Source organism: Streptococcus mitis, from assembly GCF_001579035.1.
Lineage (GTDB): Bacteria > Bacillota > Bacilli > Lactobacillales > Streptococcaceae > Streptococcus > Streptococcus mitis_J.
The window spans coordinates 58,160-65,579 of sequence record NZ_KQ970290.1 but is presented as its reverse complement, the minus strand read 5'-3'; the positions used below and the strand labels follow the sequence as shown (position 1 = coordinate 65,579).

Here is a 7,420-nt window from a genome sequence, read left to right as displayed (position 1 = left end):
TGGGGTGTCTTGGCTTGTATTTACAGGGACTTTGGGCTTTGAATATTGGGTTTTAGAGGTTGCTCAGGAGATGAAAACCGAGTACGGTTTCCAGTTGGCGACCATTTTTGCTTTTGAAACCCATGGGGAAAATTGGAATGAAGGCAATCAGATGAAACTGAGCCGCTTTAAGCAGGTAGACTTTGTCAAATATGCCTATCCTCGCTATGAACACAAGGGGCAGTTAAGAGATTACCAGCAGTTTTTACTGGAAAATACGACTAGTTCCTATCTTTTTTATGATGAAGAAAATGAAACGAAACTAGCTTATTTTTACCAAAAGATGAAAAATCAAGAGGACTATTTTATAAAGAGATTAACATTTGATCAATTAAATGAACTTGCTGAAAATTTTTCCGAAAATTGAAGCTTTGACCTTGATTTTTGTTTGCCTTTTTTTATATAATAATACTAGCAAGCGAGAATGGAGAGAGACATGGCAAGTATTATTTTTTCTAGCGAAAGATATTTTTGAACAAGAGTTTGGACGTGAAGTCCGTGGGTATAGCAAGGTAGAAGTTGATGAGTTTTTAGACGATGTCATCAAGGATTATGAAACCTATGCTGCCTTGGTCAAGTCACTTCGTCAGGAGATTGCGGATTTGAAGGAAGAATTAACTCGTAAACCGCAAGTGAGTTCGGCTCCAAGTCCTAGTCACCCAGATCCAATTGATGTGGCTGCTTCATCTTCTATGACGAATTTTGATATTTTGAAACGCTTGAATCGTCTTGAAAAAGAAGTATTCGGTAAACAAATTTTAGACAATACTGATTTGTAATTCAGGTCTTGTTACATGCAATTTTTGGATAATCGCGTGAGGAGAATTGCTTCTCATGAGGAAAGTCCATGCTAGCACAGGCTGTGATGCCTGTAGTGTTTGTGCTAGGCGAAACCATAAGCCTAGGGACGAGAAATCGTTACGGCAGTTGAAATGGCTAAGTCCTTGGATAGGCCAGAGTAGGCTTGAAAGTGCCACAGTGACGGAGTCTTTCTGGAAACAGAGAGAGTGGAACGCGGTAAACCCCTCAAGCTAGCAACCCAAATTTTGGTCGGGGCATGGAGTACGCGGAAACGAACGTAGTATTCTGACTGCTATCAGCTAGAGCTGTTAGTGGTAGACAGATGATTATCGAAGGAAGTGATCCTAGTCACTTCTGGAACAAAACATGGCTTATAGAAAATTGCATATAGGTTGGGGCTGAGAAATTTTCTCAACCTCATTTTTTAAAGTGGACATATAGAAAGGTCTTGCAAGACTGTAACATGAAAAAAGAATTTAATTTAATTGCAACTGTGGCAGCAGGGCTTGAAGCTGTTGTAGGACGTGAAGTGCGAGAGTTGGGCTACGATTGTCAGGTTGAAAATGGACGTGTTCGTTTTCAAGGAGACGTGAGAGCTATTATCGAAACCAACGTCTGGCTTCGGGCAGCAGATCGTATCAAGATCATCGTAGGAACTTTCCCAGCTAAGACTTTTGAAGAGCTGTTTCAGGGAGTTTTTGCTTTAGATTGGGAAAATTATTTACCACTTGGAGCTCGGTTCCCGATTTCAAAAGCCAAATGTGTTAAATCTAAACTTCACAATGAGCCGAGTGTACAGGCTATTTCTAAGAAAGCTGTTGTTAAGAAATTGCAGAAACACTATGCTCGCCCAGAAGGGGTTCCTTTGATGGAGAATGGCCCAGAGTTTAAGATTGAGGTCTCTATTCTCAAAGATGTGGCAACTGTCATGATTGATACGACAGGCTCTAGTCTCTTTAAACGTGGCTATCGTACCGAAAAAGGAGGCGCTCCTATCAAGGAAAATATGGCAGCAGCCATTTTACAACTCTCTAACTGGTATCCAGACAAGCCTTTGATTGATCCGACCTGTGGTTCGGGGACTTTCTGTATTGAGGCAGTTATGATTGCTAGAAAGATGGCGCCTGGTCTTCGTCGCTCCTTTGCTTTTGAGGAATGGAATTGGGTCAGCGATCGCTTGATTCAAGAAGTGCGTACAGAAGCGGCTAAAAAAGTAGACCGTGAGCTGGAACTGGATATCATGGGCTGTGATATTGATGCTCGCATGGTAGAAATTGCTAAGGCCAATGCTCAGGCAGCTGGTGTTGCAGGGGATATTACATTTAAGCAGATGCGCGTACAGGATTTACGTTCCGATAAAATCAATGGTGTGATTATTTCTAATCCGCCTTACGGGGAGCGTTTATCAGATGATGCAGGAGTGACCAAGCTCTATGCTGAGATGGGGCAAGTATTTGCACCACTGAAAACTTGGAGCAAATTTATCCTGACTAGTGATGAAGCCTTTGAAAGCAAGTATGGTAGCCAAGCAGATAAGAAGCGTAAGTTATACAACGGAACCTTGAAAGTGGATCTGTATCAATATTTTGGTCAGCGTGTCAAACGGCAAGAGGTAAAATAGAAAGGGATACTCATGAGTAAAAAAAGACGAAATCGTCATAAAAAGGAAGGTCAAGAACCGCAATTTGATTTTGATGAAGCAAAAGAGCTAACAGTTGGTCAAGCTATTCGTAAAAATGAAGAAGTGGAAGCAGGAGTCTTGCCTGAGGATTCCATTTTGGATAAGTATGTTAAACAACACAAAGATGAAATCGAAGCAGATAAGTTTGCGACTCGCCAATACAAAAAAGAGGAGTTAGTTGAAACTCAGAGTCTGGATGATTTAATTCAAGAGATGCGTGAGGCTGTAGAAGAGTCAGAAGCTTCTTCGGAGGAAGTTCCATCTTCTGAAGACATCTTACCTCCTTTGCCTCTGGATGATGAGGAGCAAGGCTTGGATCCTCTATTGCTAGAGGATGAAACTCCAACAGAAATGACTGAAGAAGTGGAAGAGGAGCAAAACCTTTCTCGTCTGGAACAAGAAGACTCAGAAAAGAAAAGCAAAAAAGGCTTTGTTTTAACCGCTTTGGCGCTTGTATCAGTAATTATCTGTGTCAGTGCTTATTATGTCTATCGTCAAGTGAATCGTTCGACCAAGGAAATTGAAACTTCTCAATCAACTACAGCCAATCAATCAGATGTGGATGATTTTAATACACTTTATGACGCCTTCTACACAGACAGCAATAAAACGGCTTTGAAAAATAGTCAGTTTGATAAACTAAGTCAACTCAAGACCTTACTTGATAAGCTGGAAGGTAGTCGTGAACATACGCTTGCCAAATCTAAATATGATAGTCTAGCAACGCAAATCAAGGCCATTCAAGATGTCAATGCACAATTTGAAAAACCAGCTATTGTGGATGGTGTGTTGGATACCAATGCCAAAGCCAAATCAGATGCTAAATTTACAGATATCAAAACTGGGAATACGGAGCTTGATAAAGTGCTAGATAAGGCTATCAGCCTTGGTAAGAGCCAGCAAACAAGTACTTCTAGCTCAAGTTCAAGTGAAACTAGTAGCTCAAGCTCTAGTCAAACAAGCTCAAATACGACCAGTGAGATAAGCCCAAGTAGTTCAAATACGGCCTCAAATGAGACTAGAAGTTCTCGTAGCGAAGTCAATATGGGCGTATCAAGTGCAGGGGTTGCTGTTCAAAGAAGTGCCAGTCGTGTTGCCTATAATCAGTCTGCTATTGATGATAGTAACAACTATGCTTGGGATTTTGCGGATGGTGTCTTGGAACAAATTCTAGCGACTTCACGTTCACGTGGCTATATCACTGGAGACCAATATATCCTTGAACGTGTCAATATCGTTAACGGCAATGGTTATTACAACCTCTACAAGCCAGATGGAACCTATCTCTTTACCCTTAACTGTAAGACAGGCTACTTTGTCGGAAATGGCGCTGGTCATGCGGATGACTTGGACTACTAAGCAGTCGTTACAAAATTCTTTCTTTTCAAAAGTAAAAATGATAAAATAAAACAAATCAAACAAGAGGAGTGTCAAATGACAAAAGCTAACTTTGGTGTCGTAGGTATGGCCGTAATGGGTCGTAACCTTGCCCTTAATATTGAATCTCGTGGTTACACAGTTGCTATCTACAACCGTAGTAAAGAAAAAACGGAAGATGTAATTGCTTGCCATCCTGAAAAGAACTTTGTACCAAGCTATGACGTTGAAAGTTTTGTAAACTCAATCGAAAAACCTCGTCGTATCATGCTTATGGTTCAAGCTGGACCTGGTACAGATGCTACTATCCAAGCCCTTCTTCCACACCTTGACAAAGGTGATATCTTGATTGATGGCGGAAACACTTTCTACAAAGATACAATCCGTCGTAATGAAGAATTGGCAAACTCAGGTATCAACTTTATCGGTACTGGGGTTTCTGGTGGTGAAAAAGGTGCCCTTGAAGGTCCTTCTATTATGCCTGGTGGACAAAAAGAAGCCTACGAATTGGTTGCGGATGTTCTCGAAGAAATCTCAGCTAAAGCACCAGAAGATGGCAAACCATGCGTGACTTACATCGGTCCTGATGGAGCTGGTCACTATGTGAAAATGGTTCACAACGGTATCGAGTATGGTGATATGCAATTGATCGCAGAAAGCTATGACTTGATGCAACACTTGTTAGGTCTTTCAGCAGAAGATATGGCTGAAATCTTTACTGAGTGGAACAAGGGTGAATTGGACAGCTACTTGATTGAAATCACAGCTGATATCTTGAACCGTAAAGACGATGAAGGCCAAGATGGACCAATCGTAGACTACATCCTTGATGCTGCAGGTAACAAGGGAACTGGTAAATGGACTAGCCAATCATCACTTGACCTTGGTGTACCATTGTCACTCATCACTGAATCAGTATTTGCCCGTTACATTTCAACTTACAAAGAAGAACGTGTGCATGCAAGCAAGGTTCTTCCAAAACCAGTTGCCTTCAAATTTGAAGGAGACAAGGCTGAGTTGATTGAAAAGATCCGTCAAGCCCTTTACTTCTCAAAAATCATTTCATACGCACAAGGTTTTGCTCAATTGCGTGTAGCTTCTAAAGAAAACAACTGGAACTTGCCATTTGCAGACATCGCCTCTATCTGGCGTGATGGCTGTATCATCCGTTCTCGTTTCTTGCAAAAGATTACAGATGCCTACAATCGTGATGCAGACCTTGCAAACCTTCTTTTGGATGAGTACTTCTTGGATGTTACTGCTAAGTACCAACAAGCAGTGCGTGATATCGTAGCTCTTGCAGTTCAAGCTGGTGTGCCAGTGCCAACTTTCTCAGCAGCTATTACTTACTTTGATAGCTACCGTTCAGCTGATCTTCCAGCTAACTTAATCCAAGCGCAACGTGACTACTTTGGTGCCCACACTTACCAACGTAAAGACAAAGAAGGAACCTTCCACTACTCTTGGTATGACGAAAAATAAGTAGGTCTGCCATGGGGAAACGGATTTTATTACTTGAGAAAGAACGAAATCTAGCTCATTTTTTAAGTTTGGAACTCCAAAAAGAGCAATACCGAGTTGATCAGGTTGAGGAGGGGCAAAAAGCCCTCTCCATGGCTCTTCAGACAGACTATGACTTGATTTTATTGAATGCTCATTTGGGGGATATGACAGCTCAGGATTTTGCAGACAAGCTGAGTCGGACTAAGCCAGCCTCAGTCATTATGGTCTTGGACCATCGTGAAGAATTGCAAGATCAGATTGAAACAATCCAACGCTTTGCCGTTTCTTACATCTATAAGCCGGTTATTATTGACAATTTGGTGGCTCGTATTTCAGCGATTTTCCGAGGTAGGGACTTCATCGACCAACACTGTAGTCAGATGAAGGTTCCAACGTCTTACCGCAATCTGCGTATGGATGTAGAGCATCATACCGTTTATCGTGGTGAAGAGATGATTGCTCTGACCCGTCGTGAGTATGACCTTTTGGCTACTCTTATGGGAAGCAAGAAAGTCTTGACTCGTGAGCAGTTATTGGAAAGTGTTTGGAAGTACGAAAGTGCGACAGAGACTAATATCGTGGATGTCTATATCCGCTATCTACGTAGCAAGCTTGATGTAAAAGGTCAGAAAAGCTATATTAAAACCGTTCGTGGTGTCGGTTACACCATGCAAGAATAGAAAGCAGTTGCAGTTATGTAACTGCTTTTTTTGAAAGATTTCTATATATTGACATGCAGTCGGGTCTTTGCTACAATCAGTTATGGAGGATAGGTCTAATGAAAATAATAAAAAAATTGATGCCAATCGCATTAGCAGTCTTTTTCTTTAGTGTGCTAGCAACAAGTGCAGTATTGGCGGATGATGCTGATTCAGAAGGCTGGCAATTTGTCCAAGAAAATGGTAGAACCTACTACAAGAAGGGGAACCTCAAAGAAACCTACTGGCGAGTGATTGATGGAAAATACTATTATTTTGATCCTTTATCTGGAGAGATGGTTGTCGGCTGGCAATATATACCTGCTCCACACGAAGGGGTTACGATTGGTTCTTCTCTAAGGCAAGATATTGCTTTTAGACCAGATTGGTTTTACTTTGGTCAAGATGGGGTACTACAAGATTTTGTTGGTAAGCAAGTTTTAGAAGCAAAAACTGCTACAAATACCAACAAACATCGTGGGGAACAATATGATAGTCCAGCAGAGAAAAGAGTCTATTATTTTGAAGATCAACGTAGTTATCACACCTTAAAAACTGGTTGGGTTTATGATGAGGGGCACTGGTATTATTTACTGAAGGATGGTGGCTTTGATTCTCGCATCAACAGATTGACTGTTGGGGAGCTAGCACGTGGTTGGGCTAAGGATTTTCCTCTTACATATGATGAAGAGAAGCTTAAAGCTGCTCCATGGTACTACCTAGATCCAGTGACTGGCATTATGCAAACTGGTTGGAAGCAACTTGGCAATAAGTGGTACTACCTCCGTTCCTCAGGTGCAATGGCAACTGGTTGGTATCAAGAAGGCTCAACTTGGTATTATTTAGACCAGTCAAATGGTGATATGAAAACGGGATGGCAATACCTCGGTAACAAGTGGTACTATCTTCGTTCATCAGGAGCTATGGCGATAGGCTGGTTCCAGGTCGGTAGTAAATGGTACTACGCTTATAGCTCAGGTGCATTGGCAGTGAATACGACTGTAGATGGTTATTCTGTCAATTATAATGGCGAATGGGTTCAATAAATAATGATAGTATTTTGTAATTTGAGATAAATTTTAAGTAAGAGTGCAGCTTCACGAAGTGATACTGGATAAAAAGTTTTTAAAATCAGAAAACCGCATATTATCAGGTGGCAAAACCTTGATAATATGCGGTTTATTATGGAAAGATTTACTTATTTACTTATTTTTAACAAAATTGAGTTTTTGCCCAGTTTTACATGACATGTTTTAGAAAAAGGTATATAATGTTAGTGTAATATCAAGTGTTTTTTTGAAAGCATCACAACAATTACAAT

General features: G+C 41.0%; 6 protein-coding genes, 1 other RNA gene and 1 pseudogene. All 8 read left to right on the top strand.

The window, feature by feature from the left end; genetic code table 11:
- Window positions 1–406, top strand: a 406-nt coding sequence (locus SMIDD26_RS08510; RefSeq protein WP_061439826.1) for an SLOG family protein, incomplete at its 5' end; no start/stop codon positions are given.
- Window positions 407–475: 69 nt separating this feature from the next.
- A pseudogene (gpsB, locus tag SMIDD26_RS08505) lies at window positions 476–818 on the top strand (cell division regulator GpsB).
- Between the two features lie 20 nt (window positions 819–838).
- Window positions 839–1,219, top strand: an RNA gene (gene rnpB, locus SMIDD26_RS08500) — RNase P RNA component class B.
- Window positions 1,220–1,303: 84 nt separating this feature from the next.
- The gene (locus tag SMIDD26_RS08495) at window positions 1,304–2,461 is read left to right on the top strand and encodes a THUMP domain-containing class I SAM-dependent RNA methyltransferase (RefSeq protein WP_000711411.1); all 1,158 of its coding nucleotides are present in this window, start codon (window positions 1,304–1,306) and stop codon (window positions 2,459–2,461) included.
- Window positions 2,462–2,473: 12 nt separating this feature from the next.
- A complete protein-coding gene (gene mapZ, locus SMIDD26_RS08490) occupies window positions 2,474–3,880 on the top strand; it encodes a cell division site-positioning protein MapZ (RefSeq protein ID WP_061439825.1) in 1,407 nt (468 codons plus the stop codon).
- A gap of 75 nt (window positions 3,881–3,955) precedes the next feature.
- Window positions 3,956–5,380 (top strand): NADP-dependent phosphogluconate dehydrogenase, encoded by a 1,425-nt coding sequence (gndA, locus tag SMIDD26_RS08485; RefSeq protein ID WP_061439824.1) that lies wholly within the window; start codon window positions 3,956–3,958, stop codon window positions 5,378–5,380.
- Window positions 5,381–5,391: 11 nt separating this feature from the next.
- Window positions 5,392–6,081 carry a response regulator transcription factor gene (locus SMIDD26_RS08480; RefSeq protein ID WP_050283620.1) on the top strand — a complete coding sequence of 230 codons (690 nt, stop codon included), beginning with the start codon at window positions 5,392–5,394 and terminating at the stop codon, window positions 6,079–6,081.
- A gap of 98 nt (window positions 6,082–6,179) precedes the next feature.
- Entirely contained in the window at window positions 6,180–7,145 is a 966-nt protein-coding gene (gene cbpF / locus SMIDD26_RS08475; RefSeq protein ID WP_061439823.1) for a choline-binding protein CbpF, read from the top strand.
- The last annotated feature ends 275 nt before the right edge of the window (window positions 7,146–7,420 follow it).